The sequence below is a fragment of the Longinema margulisiae genome, from assembly GCF_025266855.1.
Lineage (GTDB): Bacteria > Spirochaetota > Brevinematia > Brevinematales > Thermospiraceae > Thermospira.
The window spans coordinates 1,192,195-1,210,222 of record NZ_CP053071.1 but is presented as its reverse complement, the minus strand read 5'-3'; the positions used below and the strand labels follow the sequence as shown (position 1 = coordinate 1,210,222).

Below are 18,028 nucleotides of genomic sequence, written 5' to 3'. Positions count from 1 at the left end.
CAGTTTTTTCATCAAGAATGTATGGATCAGGATCCATAACCTCCCCCAAAAAAATCCCCCCTCATCTCTCTCAAACTTTTTCAAAAAAAACCGAAAACATAAAAGACGACACAAAAGGAGTGTCCCAATGAATACAATGGTATTCCCCAACCTGAAAGAAACCTTCCAGCCAGAAAAGATGTCTTTTGATGTGTCTCGCAAGGATATCCCCTCGCCCTTGGCAAAAGGAGAGAGGGAAAAGAAAAGCGAATTTGCCGCCACCCTTGAAAAGGTGACCACTCAGCACAAAGAAAAACCCGCCACAGAAAAACGACCCTCAGAAAAGATACAGGATATCCGTGAAAAAGTAGAAGCCCTCCTCCAGCATCCAGAGAAACAAACAGAGGAAAATATCACTGAAGTTCTTGAGGCCCTGCTCTCCTTTCTCAACCAGGGAACAGCCTCTCTTTCCCCTGGCATGAAACAGGAGGCCTCTGAACTTCTCTCTTCCCTTCGAGAGATGGTTTTGGCCTGGGAAAAGGGCAAACTCTCCAATGAGGACTTTCTGAAACATTTTTTGGGATGGATAGATGAGATGGTTTCCTCTCCCTTTGGAAACCTCAAGACAACCCTTCCCACAGAAAACCCCAAGGCCTTCTTAGATCAGGAGAATAGTCAGTCCCCACAAAGAGAAAGCACCCCTTCACAGGACAAGAACTCCTCTCTTGCAAGAACCAGCGAAACCCAGAAAGAGCAGGAGAAGCCCCTCATTCGTCTCATTGACAAAAGAACCTATCAGCCAACCACAGGAGAAAAACCCCTCTCCGAGTCTCTTTCTCTCAAGGAAAGCTTCTCCTCAAAGATTGAAAGCCTTCTGAAACAAATCGACCCCAAAGAGGGAATATTCTCCCCTATAGCGAAACCCATCCAGGATTTTGGTGTGAAAACAGCCCCTGCTCTCCCCTCTCTTCCCAGGGTATCTGTAGAACAGATGCTTCAGCAGGTGGCAGGCAAAGCCCTCATTACCCTTCGGGATGGACAGAGCGAGATGAGGCTTCAACTCACCCCACCGGATCTTGGTCGTATGGAGATGAAGATTGTCCTCGAAGATGGACAGATGATGGGCAAGATTGTGGTTTCCACCCCCGAAGCCAAAGCCCTCTTTGACCAGAACCTCGGTGAACTCCAGCGTCAGCTTCAGCAGGCGGGGGTCCAGGTAGGAAGTCTTGATGTGAGTTTAGGGCAACCCGGTGATGACAAACAACCAGAGCCAGCCCTTAACTTTTCTGTGCATTCTTTTCAGGGAGAAGGTGAGGTGATAGCGACAGAAGGCATCACATCCTCTTCCCTCTGGACTGATACTCGGGTCAATTATATTGTATAGGAGGTTCATATGAACATAAATACCCAGATGAGCCCTGCTGAACTGCAGGAACTTACTTACAAGGTTGAGGGATTCAACGCCCAGATTCGGGCCCAGAACCAGGGAAGCAAAAACAGCCTCTCAGAAGCTGATTTTATGAAGCTTCTGATTACCCAGCTCCGGAACCAGGATCCCACCAAGCCCCTTGAGGACAAGGAGTTTATCACTCAGATGACACAACTCACCTCGCTCAAGCAACTCAATGAAATGATTACCACCATGCAAACCTTCAGCAAGGAACTTGCCTTCACCCGTACGCTTGGGCTTGTCAACAAGTGGGTGGTGTATGAGAGAGCCGATGGGGTCATGGCTCAAGGTCTTGTGGAAAGCATCCGGGTGAAAAACGGACAAACCTTCCTCAATGTCAACAATGAGGAAGTCACTCTCGAACAGGTGAGCGAGATTGCCGCCCCGGTAAAATAAGAGAAAAAATACAAGGAGTAGGCCTATGATGAGATCACTCTATTCCGCCGTTTCCGGTCTTCAGAACCATCAGACACGAATGGATGTCATCGGTAACAACGTGGCCAACGTCAATACCACCGGTTTCAAGAAGGGTCGTGTGACTTTCCAGGATATTCTCTCCCAGACGCTCACCGGTGCCGCCAAACCCACGGATGAACGTGGAGGTATGAACCCCAAACAGGTCGGGCTTGGTATGACCATAGCCAGTATTGATACCCTCATGACCCAGGGTAGTATCCAGACAACGGGCAAGAACACCGATTTAGCCATCACCGGTGAAGGTTTTTTCATTCTCAATCAGGGGGATCGTACCTTCTACACCCGCGCCGGAAACTTCCTCATTGATCGTGATGGGTATTTTGTCAACCCCAATGGCCTCAAAGTTCAGGGATGGAATGCCGTTACCCTTGCCAACGGGGAACGCTATATCAACCATTCAGCTCCCCTCGAAGATATTCGTATCCCACTGATGGAAAAACTCGAGGCACGGGCTACCACCGTGGTGAACTTCAAGAGTAACCTCAATTTTGACACCCCTATTCTTGGACCAAACGCCACCGAGACAGAACGGATCAAAAACACCCATTCAACAGCCATTGATATCTTCGATGACTATGGAACAAAACGACGGCTAATCCTCAATTTCCGCAAGGAGGGTCTCAATCAGTGGAGAATGACCGCCACCCTTGAACCACAAACCCCTGAGGATGCGGTCACCAACCTCACGTTGAACGTCGGTGGGGTCAAGGTAGATACCAACAACGAACTCATTGTCAACTTTGACAACAAGGGAACCCTTCTCTCCATCACAGAAGCCGCCGGGGCTAACCCCACGACGGATACAGAGAACGATCTCGAGGCTATCCTGAGTTTCACCCTCCCCAACGGTCAGCAAAAACAGGTAACACTCCACTTAGGGCAGGCAGGGAGTGTCAAGGACTCTATCACCCAGTTCAGTGCTCCAACCACCACCTATGCCTACTTCCAGGATGGTTATGAGATGGGGTATCTTGAAAGCTTCAAGATAGACGATTCCGGCACCATTACAGGGGCTTATACCAATGGAGAACGCCGTATTCTCGGACAGGTGGCTTTGGCCGCCTTTGTGAACCCCTCCGGTCTCACCAAAGAGGGAGAAAGCCTCTACTCTGAATCCAACAACTCAGGTATGCCCAATGTCGGGGCTCCGGGAACCGTAGGACGAGGCAAAATCTATGCCGGTGCTCTCGAAATGAGTAACGTGGACCTCTCGGAAACCTTTACCGATATGATTGTGACCGAGAGAGGTTTCCAGGCCAACTCCCGTGTGGTAACCACCTCGGATGATATGCTCCGTGAGATTCTCACCCTCAAGAGGTAAGAAGTAGGTTATGATTAAGGTAACACGTATCAACAATACAGAACTCTACCTCAACTACTTCCAGGTGGAAAGTATTGAGGCACACCCGGATACGGTCATCACCATGATGAATGGAAACCGCTATATGGTTCGTGAGAAACCGGAGGAGGTGTTTGCGGCCTTCCGCCGGTTTCTTGCCTCAACGGTAGCGGAGGGTATCAAGCTTTCAAAGGAGGGATAACCTATGGAATTAGCATGGCTTATAGGACTTGTCGGAGGAGGCGGATTTCTTGTCCTTTCATTCTTCCTTGGTTCCGGTGGAAACCTCCTCATTTACTGGGACCTTATGTCCCTCTTCACCACCGTTTTTGGTTCTCTTGGGTCTCTCTTGATAGCCACCCCCATGGAACGATTCAAACTTCTCCCCAAGATTATTGGTCTCACCACCAAAAAGGTCAGCATAGACCCGGCAGCCACCGTTGAAACCTTAGTTACCTTTGCCGAAAAAGCGAGACGCGAGGGTGTGCTTTCCCTCGAAGACGATGTGGCCGAAGTTCCCGATCCCTTTCTCAAAAAAGCCATCCAGCTTGTGGTGGATGGTACCGACCCAGAGGTGGTGAAAAACATCATGTTCAACGAACTCGACCAGTTGGAAAAGCGCCACGCCCAGGGGAAAAAGATGCTCGATGACTGGGCTTATTTTGCCCCGGCTTTTGGTATGATCGGGACCCTTCAGGGTCTTATTGCGATGCTCAAAAACATGACAGATGTGGCCTCCATCGGTGCCAACATGTCAACGGCTCTTATCACCACCCTCTACGGTGCTATTATGGCCAACTTCCTTTTTCTCCCATGGGCTTCCCGTCTTGACCTCTACAACCAGTATGAGGTTCTCTTAAAAGAGATTATGGTAGAGGGAGTGCTCTCCATTCAGGCCGGTGATAACCCCACCATTCTGCGCGAACGTCTCAACTCGTTTGTCCCGGCAGACAAACGCACCAAACAGGAAGTGAAGGAGTAGTCTCATGGGAAGACCAAAGAAATGTCCCTCCGGAGGATATTCAACCCCCGCATGGATGGTGACCTTCGGAGACATGAATAACCTCCTTCTCACCTTCTTCGTATTCCTTATTGCCAACATGACTCCTCAAGCCAAAACCTCAGACCTGCAACTCATCCTCTCCGCTTTCACCGGCAATATAGGGTTTCTTGAGGGAGGACAAACCCTTTCCGCAGGGAAATTAGCCGAAGGTGGTCACACCGTCGAATCCCTTCCCTCCCGTGAAGTGGGCACCAAACTCTCCATTTCCATGAAGGAGATGATGGAAATGCTCAAGCCAGAACTCAGGGCTCGAAAAGTCCGTATAGACGAAACCCAGAAGGGTATCAAAATCTCCCTCTCAAGTGACCTCTTTTTCCGTCCAGGCAGTGCCGAAATAGACTTCGATGAAGGAAAGGAAACCCTTCGAAAGATTGCCATGATGATCAAAAACATCAAAGAAGGCTACAAGATTGATGTGATTGGCCATACGGATAACACGCAAATCCCCCGTGCCTCCGAAATGGCCAAGGTGTACCCATCCAACTGGGAGTTGTCCACAGCACGGGCCAGTTCTGTGGTCCGGTTTCTGGCTGACTTTGGGGTAGATCCTTCTATCATGAAGGCTTCCGGTCGAGGAGAATATGACCCCATTGAAAGTAACGCCACCCCAGAAGGAAGGGCATACAACCGGCGAGTGGACATTTATATCTCTGTCTCCGACTAAACCCTATGAAGATGGAAAAGATTTTTCTCCAGACCTTTGGAAAAAAAGAAGCCGCTTCTCTTTTCCAGGAAGCGGCCAACTCTCCTCGAAAACGAAAAAACTATAACCTCCACCAGCTCCCGGATACTGTCCAACGGTTTTTCAATGCCATGATGCCCTTCTCCTATGTCCGTCCCCATCGGCACCTCAACCCACCCAAAACAGAGACCTTCGTTCTTCTCTCTGGAAGGGTATGGGTTATTCTTTTTGACGATGAGGGAAATATCATTGAGGCTACCCTCATGGACGGCAAACAGGTTTCCGTCGTGGATCTTCTCCCCGGCTGCTGGCACACTCTGATCCCTATCACCAAAAGCCTCACCTTTGAAGTCAAACCAGGCCCCTATGATCCTGCGACAGACAAGGAATTTGCCCCGTGGGCACCAACCGAAGAAGAAACCCATCTCCACCACAAGACCATGAGGGAATGGCTTGCCACAGCCAAACACAAAAAGAGACCCTTACAGGGGGCTTCTTGACCTTTCTGGATCAGGGGCTACGCCCCTCTTCCCCGTTTTTCTGTTTACAAGGGCTTATTTGTCTTTTTTATCCAAAAAAATAGGATTTTTTATTATGGAAAGGCATATTTTTATACTAATTTTGTGTTTTTATTGCTTTTTTGAGACCTTCGCACATTCGTGCAAAGGTCTCAAAAGATAAGCCCGCTACCCAAAAGGTAACGGGCTTTTTTCTTTCCTTTGAAAAGCTCTCTTATTGCACAATCATCTTTTCCGGGAAATACACGGTGGCAAAATTTTCAGGAGAATACATCTCCTCTACATGACAACCCGGGATGGAAAAGGCTCCCGGCAGAACAGCCCGAACAAGGTAGGTTAGCGTGTACGACCCGGCATACAGCACATCGGCACTATAGATCACCCTGTCTTTGTAAATCTCCTTGTGTGAAAACCCACTCCACCAGAAATCATACTCAGCACTCTCTCTTCTCACCCTCTCCTGGTTGGGATTTCCCCCTTCGGTAGCAAAGGAGAGATTCACCACCTCAAGCCCGGCGGGAAGGGTATCCTCCACCACCACCATATGACGAACCACAGGCGTACTCAGGGTAATACGTACAAGATAATCTTTTCCCCTCTCCATCACCGACACTTCCTTTCCTGTGTCGGGATCGATATATTTTCTTTCTATGGTAAACCCATTCTCCACCAAGCGAGGGGTAGAGCGAGGGATATACCTGTATCGATAGTTATAATAGAGAGTTCCCTGTCCTGTTCGTGCAATCTGAAGATTTTTCTCACCTATATCCTCCGTACCAAAACTCACCACGCCCCTTTGAGCGGGTTGATTTCTGTTTTCAAAACTTCCAGAGAGAATCTGCTTTGCATTCATCAAGACTTCATAGGTACTCTTCGGCTCCTCTTTTTCAAACATCTTGAGGTAGGTAGAAAAGGCATAAAACACCCAGGCATTCTCATGGGTGTGTGCCCACGCATAGCCCCTTCGCTGGGATACCAGGAAATTGATCACCTTGTAGGCATCCGGAAGAGTGATACCCGCTGTGAGATAGGCCTGAAGCACCAATGCCGTACCAACAGAAGAGCTATAGTAGAACCATCCCCAATCGGTTGTATCTTCAAAATAGAGCGTGACCCCTGTGAGACGTTTCCTTGCCTCAAACCAATCCACAAGTTCTTTCTGTATAGCGGCCTTCTCTCGAAAATCAGGATACTTGGCCAACGCCATCAAAAAGAATGCCCGAGCAGAAAGATTCCCCGGATCCCGGGTTTTCATCTCATTATACGCCCATACGAATTTCGAGGGATCCGTATAGCCATTGAGAGAGGTAGCATAGAGAGCATAACATATCGTAAGCCATCGATAGGAATAAGAAAAATCATCAGGAATCGTATTCTTCTGAATATACCCTTTCACCACCTCAAAAACCCGGTTATAAAAGGCATCATTGATGGTATATCCCGCCTGACGGGCCAATGTCAACACCCAGAAGACATAGACTGTGAGATAGCCTGAAACATAAGAGCTATCCTTCCAGTAGGAAAACCCCTTCTCCTTGAAATACTCCGGCACCTCGTTCATCACCTCCTGAACAATAGCCCTGAGGTCCTCCCTGGTTTTGGTGTGCAAGAGTTTGTATTTCAGGATCACATCCTCTCCTGTGATGAGCGGCAAAATACGGGAGGTCTTCTGTTCCACACACCCGTACGGATACGAAACAAGGTAATCAAGATTCCCCTTGAGTTCTACAAAAGCTGTCGGCGCAACCGTGACCTCAAGAGAAGAAAGATCCGACATCACATTGGTCGTGACCGTGATCACATTCGAAGCCCTGTTTTGCTGATTTGAGAGCATGCCGTATAGCGCCACAGTCTCAGGATAACGCATGATCATGATGGGGATTGTTTTGGTGATCCCATCGGATACCCCTTTCCCCATCACCTTGAGCGTAAGAGCTGTCTGTCCTGTGCCTGGACTCTTCACCAACACAGGAAAGAGCACCTCTCTCGAAGCATTATTCTCCAGCGTAATGTTGGTCAAAATCGACCTCTTTCCCCCTACCGCAAGCTCCTCTGAAACACTCATCTCCACCGTGAGGGTCTGCTTCTCTCCCGTGTAGTTGAACACCATACCACCTGCCATAAACTCATCCTTTGGCCTCACAAAGGTAGGGAAGCTCTCAAGCACCATCAAGGGACGCTTCACCACAAAACTGCTTTCCCCATAACCAAATTTTGAGTTTGTGGTATGAGCCACCGCCATCACCTTGAAACTGGTGAGATTATCAGGAAGTGTGAAAGAAACCTCCCCCTCTCCATTGGTGATCTGGAGTTTTGCCTCATAGAAAGCCGTATACTTGATAAGCGCCCTGGGAACAATCATCCCGAGTGATACCCCTCCGTCACCCCCCAGAATCTCCCCCTTCTCACTCAGGTATCGCTGTCCATAGATGAAATTCCTTGTTTCATAGGTGGATATCGCTAAACCTCGCGGAGCATAAAAATACTGAAGGGGATTTGGGAGAGTATAATTCACAAGGTTTAACACTCCCCTATCAGCCACAGAAAGGGTTACCTCCGCACTGACTGGGTTACCACTCCTATCCCTCACCCGCACACGAGCCTTCACCTTTTCCCTTGGCTCATAGGTCTCCTTGTCTGTGGTAATCATCAGAGAGAGTGTCTTTTCCTTAGGAATTACCCGGAGATTCGCATACCCGATCCTGTACTGTGGCCGGGCATAATCCACATCATTAGAAACCTTATTTGTCCCTGTGCGTCCTGTATAGAGCATCACCGAGACATAGATATTGGGAATATACTCCTCCTCAATCGGAAGGGTAAAGGTAAGCATACTATTGGTGGCAGGAATTTCATACGACTTGTAAAATTTCTCCCTTTCCACAGTAATCACTGCCCGCGCAGAAGGGTATGGATTCTGAATGAGAAGGGTGGCTGTTTCCCCGACTGAGTATTCTGATTTATCGGAGATAACCTCTGTTCGCTCGTCATCATCAATTCTCCAGCCATAAAATCCCCCTCCAAGAGCATAAAACCAGGTTCTCCCATGCGGAACAAGACTACCTCCAGCCTTTTCATAGACAGTGGCCGTATAGTATCCTGGCTTCTCAAGTTGAAGAGAAACACTGGACTGATGAATCGCCAGTTGATTGGAATAAACAGGAGTGGTCACTTCCCGCCATTCCCATTGAAAACGTCCCCCGTGTCCCGCCACACGAAAAGACTTCCATTCATGGTGAGTCACCACAAGAACAGCCTGATTGGTGACCACCTGGTCCTTCTCATTGAGGGCTACAAGGGAGATTGAAAACGGCTTGTTCACAGAATGGAAGAAAGAAGGCACCCGGATACCAAGATGGAGCTTCTTCCTCACCTCAATATCGGACTTGTATCCTGAAACAGGTGTATCATCAGGAAGCGTGGTCCGGGCAAAAATAGAGAGATAGCCGTCATCACAGATACTTGAAAGATCCACTGTGGTAGAAGCCACGCCTTCTGCATTCGGTTCAAGCGTTCCACTGGCAATTTCACTAAAGCGGTACCAATCTCCCCCATACTCATCCTCATCATACTCATACCACCACTGCCGGGATGAAAAGGTATAGAGAGGGAAGCTCTTGCTTCGATAGGGAGACGAGCGAAACGATACGGTATAATTCACCGAATTCCCCACAGGAGCCCCAAAAAGATACCACCCTATCAGATCAAGCTTCATCTTTTCCCCTGTGAGATAGAGGGGCTTATTGGCCTGAATACGCATCTCTGCCCTGGCCGGCCGAAACTCTTCCACCTGAAAAGAACTGTACCAACTCTCTTTATATCGCTCATCCCCCTCAAAGAAAATCCTGACACCATACTCCCCTGTTGGGGCATCCTTTGGAATATCCACCCAGAAATCGAAACTCCCCTTTGATGTTGAAAAAAAGTTCGTTTTCGCTATCATCTCATCTCTTGAGTTATAGACCTCTACCCGAAAAGCCCCTTTCCTTTTTGGTTCTATGACCCATGTGTCCTTATACCGGAAACGGTAAATCCCCTTGAGGAAAACCCTCTCACCTGGCTGATAGAGATACCGATCAGAAAAAACAAGACACCCTGGCTTCTCACTATATCCCTCATACCCATACTGAACCTGAGAACTATGATGGTAAGAAGATGAGATATAGAATCGGCTTTTTTCACTTTCCACCATATAGAGAAAAGAAAGCACATTCGTCTCAAGAAGGATTCCTGCCCTGCTTGTCACCCCTGCGAGAACCCATCGCCGAGTGTTGGTATCATATCCATACACCTTCGCATTACTCACAGGGGCATTATTTTTTAGCGAGCGTACGATGATCATATTTCCCCAGGGCCCTTCTTTGAATGTTGCCGAAATATCCGTAAACTGGATATAGCCGTAATAGGCCTGTGGCGTCCAGGCATACTTTGAAGCAGGAGTCCTTCTTTTTACCTGCACCTTGTAAAGAAGAAACCCTTCATCTGAAGGATGATACCTCTTGAGAGGAATTTTGTAAATCTCAAAACTATTCCATTTCTCAGGAAGTTGAAACTCCTTTTTCTCCTGAGCCAATTTGTCAATCATTTCGGCGGGGTTCCTTTCCAGAAGAAACTTAGCTATCTCCATCGGATTGGTAAGCGAAACATACGAAAAAGAAATCCCCTCAATATTGATGGTCTTGAGAGAAAGAAGATTGGCAAGGTAATTTTCCATGATGAGATACCCCGTTGGAACATACACATAGGAAGGAGAGGGTGTCGCCTGAAAAGAATAGGAAACCTCTCTCCCCAATGTCTGTCCAAACTCATCCCGAAGAAAGGACTGAATAGAGAGGTTATACCTCTGATAAGGAACAAAATTCCCCCTCAGATACAAGACATTGTCATCCTTTTCAAAAGAAAGAAAGCTCACAGCAGGGCTTACCGTAACCCATCTTCGCAACATTTCATCCGGTATATCGGCGATACCATTGTTGAATTTTATCACAATGGTATTGCCCCCATAAGATTCGTATTCTCTATCCTCTTCTGCTAAAAAAATTTTCTCCACCGTAAAAGGCTCATACGTCTTGTAAAAAAAACGAAAATCCTCTGCCATCGGAAGCTCTCCACCCACAGGGGTAAGAGACCTGTCAATCGTGAGGGTGTACAGGGTATTGGTCTTTTCCCCTCGGGGATAGATCACCACCTCGTTGGAAAAGATCCTCCCACGGTTGGTGACATACATCATAGAAAAGGTGATAGAAGGCGTAATTTTTATCACCTTCTCAAGATTTTTGAGATCCACAGGAAGAGAAAAGAAAAGCCGTATTTCACTATCCGGAAGACGAGAGGCTCTTGTTGCCGAAGACACGCTTTGCTTGGGTGTTTCAAAAAAGAGAGGGGTATTTGCACGGAAGATTTTGCCCCCTATGGTAAATTGCTGCATGGCCTTTTCTGTTGTTTTCACGGTGAGGTAGTAGCGTTTTGCAGGAAGAAGGGTATCCTTGATGGTGAGAGCAACGGTTTTCTCATCTATGACCTGAAGGGTGTAGTTCAGCTTCGGACTGAAATCAAAAAAAACCTTTCTTGAGAGTTCTTCTTTCATAGACGCCACATCTTTTGTCCCCACCACCGCTTCTGAAAAAACCAGTGTCAACACAACAGGCCGTGAAGAAGAAAGATCCCAATACGTAAGATTCAAGGGGAGTTCATTCGCAAACATCGATACCATGAAAAGAAAACAAAACCCCATCCACTTTTTCATAAAAACCTCCTTATCTTGACATCGTTTTTATCATAAGGCAAAAAAATCTCCCTGTCAAAGAAGAAAAATCTCAAAACACTTTCTTTTTCATTCTTCACAAAGCTCTTCGTGGTTCAAATTGATTTTTTCCTCCTTCTCATGTATACTATCCCCCTGGAGTTGCCGATGAAAAAAAAGATGATTTTTCCCCAGGGACTTACCAGCGCAAAAAAACTCTTCCACTTCTTTTTCATCCATCGTTTTTTTCTTCTTTTCGCCTTCTTAGGAAGCCTGGTTCTCTATCTTCTCTGGCCCTACCCTTCAGACTATCTTTTGTCCTTTTCCCGAAAGAGTATCAAAGTCTATGATAGAAACCATCTTCTTTTGATGGAGATCACCAAAGAAAACGGAGGATTCTCTTCCTTTGTCCCCCTTGAAAAAGTTCCTACCAATTTTCTTTCTCTTCTTCTTTTCTCTGAAGATAAACGTTTCTTTCAACACACTGGCTGGAGTCCCCTCTCCCTTGTCAGAGCCATGTCCCAGAACCTGAAAGCAGGACGCATTGTTTCAGGGGGCTCCACCATTACCCAGCAACTTGTTCGCCTTCGTCGGGGGAAAATGCGAAACACCCTCTTTTCCAAACTCACCGAAATCATTGAAGCTTATCGTCTTGAACTCCATTTCACCAAACAGGAGATCCTTGAAACCTATATCAACAGTGTTTTTTTGGGCAACAATATCTATGGTTTTGGCAAAGCCGCCGAAGTCTATTTCGGAAAAACCATAGACAAACTCACCGAACTTGAGATGGCCGCCCTCATCAGGATTGTGCCCGCCCCTACCCGTTACCAGCCCTATCGATCAGGGATTCTCTTCAGCTATCGGGCCCAGGACCTTCTCACCAGAGCCTATAGAGCAAAGGCTATAGCTATTTCTGCTGAGCAGATGGCTCTCTACACCAATACCATGCTGAGTGTCCTGCCCATGGAAGAGCGGATCTATGCCCCCCTTTTCTGTCTCTACGCCCTCAAAGAAGCCAAAAAATACACGAAAGCAGAAACCATAAGTGCCATTCACACCACTTTTGATCTTGTGCTCTACACCAACCTTCTCCCGATTGTCTCTGAGGTGATGAAAGACCTTGAGCAGTACAACGCCAAACATGCCGCTGTGGTGATGATTGATAATCCCACTTCCGAACTCCGGGTGATGATAGGCTCTCTTGATTTCTTCGACGAAAACAAAGGCCAGATTAACGCGACCCTGATCCGTAAGCAGGTAGGCTCTGTAATGAAACCCTTTGCCTACGCCCTTGCTTTAGAAAAAAGGCTTTTTCATGCCTCAAGCATCATCCCCGACATGTACACCGAATTCCCTTCGGCTATTGGCCGCTATATACCCAAGAATTTCACCCGTACCTATCATGGCCCTGTTCGATTTGGCGTGGCTTTAGCTTCCTCCTACAATGTCTCGGCTGTGTATGTGACAGCCAAGGTCGGCATGGAGTCTTTTTACCATTTCTTGAAAAAAATTGGCTTCACCTCTTTGGTGAGATCCCCGTCCTTTTATGGCTTAGGGCTGGTTCTGGGCAATGCCGACATCTCCCTCTTAGAACTGGCGCAAGGGTATACCATATTTCCCAACGGGGGATACTATACACCCGTCCGTAGCCTTTCTTCCATTATGTTTGTCAACGGAAAAACCATCACCATGACCAATCCTTCTCCAAAACAGGTAATTTCCTCTGAAAGCGCCTTTCTTATCTCTCATATCCTTTCTGAACCTGCCTACAAGATCCCCGCCTTTGGAAATGCCTCTCCCATTTATTTTCCCTTCCCTGTCGCTGTGAAAACAGGAACAACCAAGGACTTTCGTGATAACTGTGTGGTGGGCTATACTCCCTTTCTCACCACGGCGGTGTGGGTAGGCAATCTCTACAATGAACCCATGAAAGATCTTGCCTCTGTCGCTGGAGCCGGCAAAATCCTGCGAAACATTGAGCTTTTTCTCTGGAATAAGGGGTTTCCATTTCCCCCTTTTCGTGCTGAAAACCTCCATCTTGTCACCCAGCAAATCTGCGCCCTCTCAGGGATGATTGCCCATGAAGGATGTCCCCATACCCTTCAGGAAATATATACCCCCGATAATCTCCCTCAAGAGTTCTGCACCTGGCACGATACGACGGGAAGGCTTTTTGTTCCCCCTCAATACCAATCATGGGCAAGGGAAAAGGGTATTGAGACCCATAAGGCCACAGAACTTTCTATCCTTTTCCCCTCCGACGGAGCCGTTTTTGGAATTGACCCCAACATCGCAAGAGAATCCCAGGCCATCCCCCTCGAAGCCACGGGAGAAGAGATCACCTGGTTCTGTGACGGGAAAGAGATTGGAAGGGGAAGACGGCTCTTCTGGACCTTAGAAGCTGGAAAACACTCCATCGAAGCCGTCTCAAAAAACCAGAGAAAACATATCACCATTCTTGTAATAGAAGAATGAATACTCTGAAACCCTTGCACGGGTATTTTCTTCCCCTGTTTGGGTCAGGGACTACGCCCCTCTTCCCCGCTTTTTCTGTTTACAAAGGCTTATTTGCCTTTTTTTATCCACAACAATAGGATTGTTTATTATAGAAAGGAATATTTTTATACTACTTTCTGTTTTCTATTACTTTCTTGAGACTTTGCACATTCGTGCAAAGTCTCGTTTGACAGAAAGCCCTTTTTATGGTAATATGATAGTGGGAGAAAAAGAGGCAAATCATGCGATTTCCTGAGTGGATTCGAGCAGACGAGGCAAGACAGATTGAACTGGCCCATAGCATGGGAATCTCGAGCAAAGATGAGGTAGATCTCTTTGTAGGTATCTGCCGCTATGCTGAAAAATATAACACCTCTCAAATCCTGCTCAAACCCTTCTACAAAGAACTCTACACCTATGCCGTACAAATCAATAACCGTAACCTCCAGAATGAACAGCAGATGCTTGCTACGCTGCAAGAGGTTTACAAGACCCTCTACAAAAACCTCTATCTTTCCCCCATTCAAGAAAATGGCAAAGTTATCGGCTTTACTCTCCAGGATCCCCGGGACCCGGCCAACAAAATCATCCCTATCGTGGTATCCCTTCGAAACGCTCTTTATCTTCCCGCTGTCTCCAATCCCAAACCGTTTCCCACCAGAGAAACTCTCCCCCCCGATGTCCGCACCTCAGAGTATGTCCGTGAAGTTGATATTCAGACCCTCTCCACAGGACTGGTGGAAGAATTCAAAAACCAGCAAGATCTCATTGTGGTAGTCAAGTTCCCGAATGAAACAGACATGGTTGTCCCTGCTGAGGATTTTGCCTCTCTTCCAAAGATCGCCTGGGAAAGGCTTGACCGTATTTTTCAGACCCAGCCAAACATTTTTGCCCTCTTTGTCAACAAGATGCGCCAGATCCACAAAGCCACCATGCCCTCTATAGAAAATGTCGAGCAGTTTTTTACCTGGCTACAAAAGGATGTCTCCCTTCTCCAGGCCTTCTGTCACCAGGTTATCACCAGTGTCGATCCCAAGAAAGAAAATCTTCTCTTCCAGATAGGATGGATACTCCAGGCTTTTACCTTCTTGGGACAACAGGCTGAGAAGAAAGAAGACTTCCGAAAACAGGCCATGCACGCCATCCTTCAGATCTTTGAACGATACGCCGTTCCCTTCTCCCATAGACAGGTATTAGGATTTCGCGACAAAAGTTCTGTTCTCAGGGCCTTCAAGGAGAATGACTACATTGACTTGGTCAAGGAGTTTCTTGATACCTATACCGTGCCGGAAAAGGAAGGACTCCCTCCTGCTATTTTTGTGTTTCGTCTCAATGGGGAGGTGAGATACATCCACAGAAGCCATTTTTTGAGAATTTTTCTTGACCTTCTTGATAGTATTGCCCTTGATATCAAACAAAACCTCGAACGACAGGCCGAAGATAGGCCTTCAGACTTTCTCCGTATGCCCTTTATGAAAACCAAAGAACTCTTTGTGATTTACCTTCAGGAGCTGGTCGAAGAGAAAAATGATATGCTTGCCGACCTTCTCAACAATACCCCGCTTCTTTTTCAGTTTCTTTATTACCATGTGCAAAAAAACGCTGCCATCAAACCAGAAGCCCTTCGTTTCTTTGAGAATATGGATGATATTTCCCATCCCGTCCGACGTCCTCTTGATGAAATTCTCCGCATCTCCTACGAAGACCTTGTGAAACTTGCCGAATACAATATGCCTTTCAATTTTGTGGAGTTCTTTCTCAATGTTCTTGTCAAGCCCTTCCAGTGGTTCTTTGGACTTTTTGGCAAAAAGATGGACGAGGCTATAACCAAAGCCCTCGCTGAGAAAAAAGAAATGAGCGAATGGCTTGCCGCAACCAAATCGCACAAGGACAAAAAACAGGAAAGTTATGTTTCCCTCTCTGATGTGGAAAAATCCACAAAAAACACCAAAGTAAACGAAGAATCTCTTGCCGATCTCATTCGTTCCATCGCTGGACGCGAACCAGTCGAAGAGGTTCTCAAAAATCTTGGAGACAAATGGAACAAAACCCTAAGCGCCGAAGCCAAAAAAGACAACTTTGATCTTGTTCACAGCAAAATCCTCAGTCGACTTCGTTTCCTCAAGCACATTGACGCCTCTGTTGTCCAGCATGAGATAAGCAATATCATGCGCACAGAGAAATTCATCGAAAAAATCCATAACAAGGACGCCTTCCGGGCCTATATTACCCTCTGGATGGCCCACACCGCCCTGAAACTTCAGGAACAAAGGCAAAAGAAAAAATAAAAAACGAGACTCCTGGACGAATGTTTTCTTCTCTTGTTTAGGTCAGAGGCTACGCCCCTGAAACCCCGTTTTTACTGTTTACAAAGGTTTATCTGCTTTTTTATCCAAAAATAGGATTTTTTATTATAGAAAGGAACATTTCTATACCATTTTTTGTTTTTTATCACTTTCTTGAGACCTTTGCACCTTCGTGCAAAGGTCTCTCTTTTGTAATCAAAGGGGATAGCCGAGGCGTTTTCTGGCTGAAACAGGGGAATAGTCGGGATCTGTTTAGAATAACAGAAGATGAAACGCTTGACTATGGGTACGGAGAAAGGCTCTCTCCTTCTCTCAAAAAGAAAAGATGTAATTCAATACAAGAAAATGACTTATACGTCTTTTTTTGAGCAAAGTAGAGAGCACAGAACCCTCTTTTTTCCAAAACATGGGAATAGCCCCTTTCCCCTTCTCTATTTCACGCTATACCTTGGCCTGGTGTGAATATCACTTGGGAAAAGCACAATCTCCTGAGAAAAATCAGACCTCTGTCCCCATTTGTCCACCGCTCGAACAGAAACAAAATAAGCCCTATCATTCTCAAGACCATCAAGCGTGTAGGAGATAGCTTCTAACTTCCCTCCCTGTTTATAAGGCACAAAAACAGGTGATTTTCCTGCCTTGCTTTCCTCTCCCATATACTCCTGAGAACGGCGCCCATAGTAAATCTCATAACCTATAATACTCTCCTCTGGAGAAGGAAGCCAGGAAAGGGTAATGGCTCCATTTCCCGCCTCAGAGGAAAGAATGAGAGGGGTCACAGGCTTCTCATACACCGTATAGCGAAGAGAAAGCCCCGAGAAAAGAGGACTTTCTTCATTTTCCTCATAAGGAAAATACTGTATCTTGAACTGAATATATTTCCCTATCATCATCTCAGATGGAAATTCCATCGCCTTGGAAGGAAGATAAACCCAGGGAAGAGTGGTATCAGAAGGCGGAAAGGGCTGATTGGACAAACGATAGGCAATTTTCACAAGAGATGGCTCTTCAGGCAATTTCGCCAACAGTTCAAGAGACTTTATTTCAAAAAGAAAAGGCATCTTGTACACAGTACTCACCAACTCCGCCGGCCTCTGCCTGTAGTTCTGAATGGCATAACTATCCTTGAAATTGGGCAAAATCGCAAAATTATCCATGGAAAGAAAACCACCCTGCCCAATAGCCAATGACGCATGGATCTCTTCTTTTATTTTTGGGATCAAAATAGTCGAACGAGGACGACGGGTTTTTGTCACCCAGAGGGTTTGCTGTTCCACCCCTCCCCGCCACGTCACCAGCCGACCATCAAGGATATTAAATGAAACGGCATGATGTTCCCAGCGATTCAAAAGAAGTGGCATGTCCTCTGAAATCTCCACCGAATAACTCTCCTCCCCATCCCAAAAAAAGTTTTCAAAAATACAGGTGAGTCTATTTTTCTTCACTACAATACGAAACCCATACGTATTCTGGTCGCTCTCGTCCCCTAAATTATTTCCAATAAACTCTACAATAGACTGCCCCTCATAAATCTGATAAAAATAACTCCAGAACTCAATGGTAAAACTCCCGGGGATAGAACCAGGACGAAAAAGGGCACTGCTTTTTGGAAGCAACCGAAGGCTCTGATTCTTGGTGAAAAACTTGGCACTTATCTTTCCACTGCGAACCTGAAACGGATTGGGTATATAATTCTCATAGGTAATCTGATAGTTCTTCAAAAGTGGAGAACGGGTTTCAAAATCAAGGAGAAGATCCTCACTGAGATCGGCAGCAGGTCTTTCCTCAAGCAAGCGAAGAACCACCCCATTTTTCTGTGTCACTAAACGAAGATTCTCTATCCGATACCAGGAAAGGGTATCAAGGGTAAACCTTCTCTCCTCTATCGGCTGAAAAATCGTAGCCCATCCAAAGACAGGAACAAGCACCATCCACGCCCATCGTGCCATGAAATCCTCCTATCTTTTTGATT

The 18,028-nt window shown here is 46.6% G+C and carries 11 protein-coding genes; 9 read left to right on the top strand and 2 right to left on the bottom strand.

Annotated features, from left to right (window positions below):
• Nucleotides 1–127: 127 nt before the first annotated feature.
• The 7 genes from BREVNS_RS05425 to BREVNS_RS05395 are packed head-to-tail and all read left to right on the top strand — an operon-like array spanning nt 128 to nt 5,490.
• A complete protein-coding gene (locus BREVNS_RS05425; protein ID WP_483428028.1) occupies nt 128–1,363 on the top strand; it encodes a flagellar hook-length control protein FliK in 1,236 nt (411 codons plus the stop codon).
• A gap of 9 nt (nt 1,364–1,372) precedes the next feature.
• Nucleotides 1,373–1,825: a flagellar hook capping FlgD N-terminal domain-containing protein gene (locus BREVNS_RS05420; protein WP_483428027.1), complete on the top strand. Its 453-nt coding sequence runs from the start codon at nt 1,373–1,375 to the stop codon at nt 1,823–1,825.
• 28 nt (nt 1,826–1,853) lie between these two features.
• Nucleotides 1,854–3,227, top strand: a complete 1,374-nt coding sequence (gene flgE, locus BREVNS_RS05415) for a flagellar hook protein FlgE (RefSeq protein ID WP_483428035.1) — start codon at nt 1,854–1,856, stop codon at nt 3,225–3,227.
• Nucleotides 3,228–3,237: 10 nt separating this feature from the next.
• Nucleotides 3,238–3,447, top strand: a complete 210-nt coding sequence (locus tag BREVNS_RS05410; protein WP_483428026.1) for a flagellar FlbD family protein — start codon at nt 3,238–3,240, stop codon at nt 3,445–3,447.
• 3 nt (nt 3,448–3,450) lie between these two features.
• Nucleotides 3,451–4,227 carry a motility protein A gene (locus BREVNS_RS05405; RefSeq protein ID WP_483428025.1) on the top strand — a complete coding sequence of 259 codons (777 nt, stop codon included), beginning with the start codon at nt 3,451–3,453 and terminating at the stop codon, nt 4,225–4,227.
• Between the two features lie 4 nt (nt 4,228–4,231).
• Complete coding sequence (locus BREVNS_RS05400; RefSeq protein WP_483428024.1) at nt 4,232–4,972, top strand: OmpA family protein; 741 nt, start codon at nt 4,232–4,234, stop codon at nt 4,970–4,972.
• Nucleotides 4,973–4,983: 11 nt separating this feature from the next.
• Nucleotides 4,984–5,490 (top strand): WbuC family cupin fold metalloprotein, encoded by a 507-nt coding sequence (locus BREVNS_RS05395; protein WP_483428023.1) that lies wholly within the window; start codon nt 4,984–4,986, stop codon nt 5,488–5,490.
• Between the two features lie 232 nt (nt 5,491–5,722).
• Here BREVNS_RS05395 and BREVNS_RS05390 read toward each other — a convergent pair whose 3' ends face one another.
• A complete protein-coding gene (locus BREVNS_RS05390; RefSeq protein ID WP_483428022.1) occupies nt 5,723–11,254 on the bottom strand; it encodes an alpha-2-macroglobulin family protein in 5,532 nt (1,843 codons plus the stop codon).
• A gap of 165 nt (nt 11,255–11,419) precedes the next feature.
• Here BREVNS_RS05390 and BREVNS_RS05385 point away from each other — a divergent pair, with 165 nt between their 5' ends.
• Nucleotides 11,420–13,729 (top strand): transglycosylase domain-containing protein, encoded by a 2,310-nt coding sequence (locus BREVNS_RS05385; RefSeq protein WP_483428021.1) that lies wholly within the window; start codon nt 11,420–11,422, stop codon nt 13,727–13,729.
• A 263-nt stretch (nt 13,730–13,992) separates the two neighbouring features.
• Nucleotides 13,993–16,038, top strand: a complete 2,046-nt coding sequence (locus BREVNS_RS05380; protein ID WP_483428020.1) for a hypothetical protein — start codon at nt 13,993–13,995, stop codon at nt 16,036–16,038.
• A gap of 449 nt (nt 16,039–16,487) precedes the next feature.
• Here the strand turns inward: BREVNS_RS05380 and BREVNS_RS05375 are convergent, their stop codons facing one another.
• Nucleotides 16,488–18,005: a fibronectin type III domain-containing protein gene (locus BREVNS_RS05375; RefSeq protein ID WP_483428019.1), complete on the bottom strand. Its 1,518-nt coding sequence runs from the start codon at nt 18,003–18,005 to the stop codon at nt 16,488–16,490.
• Between the last annotated feature and the right edge of the window lie 23 nt (nt 18,006–18,028).

Bases quoted from the DNA above. Each gene is read 5' to 3' on its own strand.
- BREVNS_RS05425 (WP_483428028.1), top strand. From the start codon at position 128: ATGAATACAATGGTATTCCCCAACCTGAAAGAAACCTTCCAGCCAGAA.
- BREVNS_RS05420 (WP_483428027.1), top strand. From the start codon at position 1,373: ATGAACATAAATACCCAGATGAGCCCTGCTGAACTGCAGGAACTTACT.
- flgE (WP_483428035.1), top strand. From the start codon at position 1,854: ATGAGATCACTCTATTCCGCCGTTTCCGGTCTTCAGAACCATCAGACA.
- BREVNS_RS05410 (WP_483428026.1), top strand. From the start codon at position 3,238: ATGATTAAGGTAACACGTATCAACAATACAGAACTCTACCTCAACTAC.
- BREVNS_RS05405 (WP_483428025.1), top strand. From the start codon at position 3,451: ATGGAATTAGCATGGCTTATAGGACTTGTCGGAGGAGGCGGATTTCTT.
- BREVNS_RS05400 (WP_483428024.1), top strand. From the start codon at position 4,232: ATGGGAAGACCAAAGAAATGTCCCTCCGGAGGATATTCAACCCCCGCA.
- BREVNS_RS05395 (WP_483428023.1), top strand. From the start codon at position 4,984: ATGGAAAAGATTTTTCTCCAGACCTTTGGAAAAAAAGAAGCCGCTTCT.
- BREVNS_RS05390 (WP_483428022.1), bottom strand. From the start codon at position 11,254: ATGAAAAAGTGGATGGGGTTTTGTTTTCTTTTCATGGTATCGATGTTT.
- BREVNS_RS05385 (WP_483428021.1), top strand. From the start codon at position 11,420: ATGAAAAAAAAGATGATTTTTCCCCAGGGACTTACCAGCGCAAAAAAA.
- BREVNS_RS05380 (WP_483428020.1), top strand. From the start codon at position 13,993: ATGCGATTTCCTGAGTGGATTCGAGCAGACGAGGCAAGACAGATTGAA.
- BREVNS_RS05375 (WP_483428019.1), bottom strand. From the start codon at position 18,005: ATGGCACGATGGGCGTGGATGGTGCTTGTTCCTGTCTTTGGATGGGCT.